2 protein-coding genes are annotated in these 1,924 nt (G+C 64.8%); both read left to right on the top strand.

Annotated features, from left to right (window positions below; all coding sequences use genetic code 11):
- Window positions 1–709 precede the first annotated feature (709 nt).
- Window positions 710–880, top strand: a complete 171-nt coding sequence (locus tag A5767_RS23130) for a hypothetical protein (protein WP_019290237.1) — start codon at window positions 710–712, stop codon at window positions 878–880.
- Between the two features lie 229 nt (window positions 881–1,109).
- Window positions 1,110–1,721, top strand: coding sequence for a SipW-dependent-type signal peptide-containing protein (locus tag A5767_RS12720; RefSeq protein ID WP_052040110.1), 612 nt, complete (start codon window positions 1,110–1,112; stop codon window positions 1,719–1,721).
- Window positions 1,722–1,924 lie beyond the last annotated feature (203 nt).

Raw genomic sequence — 1,924 nt, forward strand, 5'->3', positions numbered from 1 at the left:
ATAACACTTCATCCGGTCGGCGACGCGTCCCTCGAGTGAGGTGCGCCGCGCATGTCATCGGCGAGTAGCTATGTCGCCGGGGGCATCCCCAGATGAGGACTCGCCCCCGGGTGTGGCAGGGGCGAGCAGAGACCCGACCGCCGCGAGATCGCTCTCGGTCGGGGCGAGCCCGGTCAACGGCCACAGTACTGCTTCGAGATCGCTCATGGTCAGCACTTGGGCCGGTAGCTCCGGGGAGGGAAGACGACGAGGCGAGACCATGAAACCTCCTCGAACTATGCCCCTGTGACCTGCATCGGCGTTGGGACGCAAAGGTGACCGCGGATGCGTGGTAGAGGGGCGGTCAGAGCACGATGCCCAATCCTGCGGGCAGGCGGCCAAGGGTCAGGGCGAGAGATCCGAGAAGCATATGCATTTCCTTCTGGGGCAGTTCGGGATCGGATTGTGCATTCGGTGTCGGAGGCTGGTCCAGCAATACCCGCCGTGTCGCCTTCGACACCTACTGATGCCGAAGCGGCCTGTTCGTTACCGACTCGTGTCCTCGGTATGTCGCGTGGCGATATGCCTGCCCAGTCGAGGGGAGGTGCCGATGCTTCCTCGGCCGGTCTTGGCGGCACAGCAGACCCGGTGTAGTGCCGAGCCCGCTGTGCGAACTTTCCGGAGCAGGTCTGTAGTTGTTTGTCGGGATCGTCTCACCCTGTAATGCCCGATGAGGATCACGTGCGGACAGCTCATCGCGATACCGTCGAGCAGCCGATCCGACAGCGCCAAGTGCCGCGTCGCCGGCCAGGTGGTGATCGGTGGCGCGCCGCAGAGGTTCGTCGCCGCGAGTGGCGGAACCGACGTGTCGGGCACCGTCACCGGAGGGGTGCTCTCGTGAACTTTGATGCAGGCGAGAGTTCGCCCCTACGGGTTCGTGCGTATTTATGTGGACATTTACACCTAAAGCGACATCGACGAATTGTCGATCTTGATATTCGCTTTCGTGGCGCACGCCATAATCCTATTTTTTTGAAAGCTGTAACGAGACCGGTCTGTTTTGCCATAGTCGTTATGGCGGGCCTGTATCGCCGCCGACTTTCTGTCTCCCGTTCTAGAGAAGTGATGAGATGACCTCTGTCGACTCCACCCGCAAGCGTCGTAAGATCCGCGCCGTCCTGGCCTCCGGCCTCGTCCTGGGGGTCGGCGCTGCCGTCACCCTGGCCGCTTGGAGCGACACCGTCTGGGGAAGTTCCGAATTCGGCACCGGCGGTAGCTCGTTCAACATCCAGGGCTCCTTCGACGGCGGCAGCACCTGGGCCGAATACCTCACCGCTGACGCGGCCGGGACGATGACCTTCACCCAGCAGGCCAACGCCCTGGTTCCGGCCGAGCCGGTCTATCAGCTGGTGGGCCTGCAGGAAGTCGAAGGCAATTTCGGCGCCGACATCACCGTGACCAAAACCAACGCCGACACCTCGGCGCTGGCGAACCTGGTGACCGTACGCGTGGCCGAGCTCGGCACCGGCGCCGCCGCCCCGGCGTGCGGCGCCGGTGCGCCCTTCGGTGCCGGCACCACGATCGGGGCCGCGTCCACACAGGTGCTGAGCACCACCGTCGGCGCCGGAGACTATCGCTGGCTGTGTTTCTCCGCCGAACTGGCCGCCAATGCCCCCGCCACCGCAGCGGTGACCTCGACGCCGATCCTGTGGGAATTCGCCGCTACCAGCACCGACGCCTGATCTTCCCGCCCCCCGGGGGGTGGCCGGACCGCTCCATGGGCAGGTTCGGCCACCAACCCTTTCCGTGTGAGCCGTTCACCGACGACTTCTTTTGTGCAGGAGATGTTCATGGCGGCACCGTCCGCATCCCACCGCGCTCAGCGGCACCGGCCGCGGCGGTCGTTCGGATCCGTTCTCGCCGGGGCGGTGATGAACCTGCTCGC

This window comes from Rhodococcus sp. 852002-51564_SCH6189132-a (assembly GCF_001665495.1).
Taxonomy (GTDB): domain Bacteria; phylum Actinomycetota; class Actinomycetes; order Mycobacteriales; family Mycobacteriaceae; genus Rhodococcus; species Rhodococcus pyridinivorans.

Coding starts and splice junctions, on each gene's coding strand:
- A5767_RS23130 (WP_019290237.1), top strand. CDS start 710: ATGAGGATCACGTGCGGACAGCTCATCGCGATACCGTCGAGCAGCCGA.
- A5767_RS12720 (WP_052040110.1), top strand. CDS start 1,110: ATGACCTCTGTCGACTCCACCCGCAAGCGTCGTAAGATCCGCGCCGTC.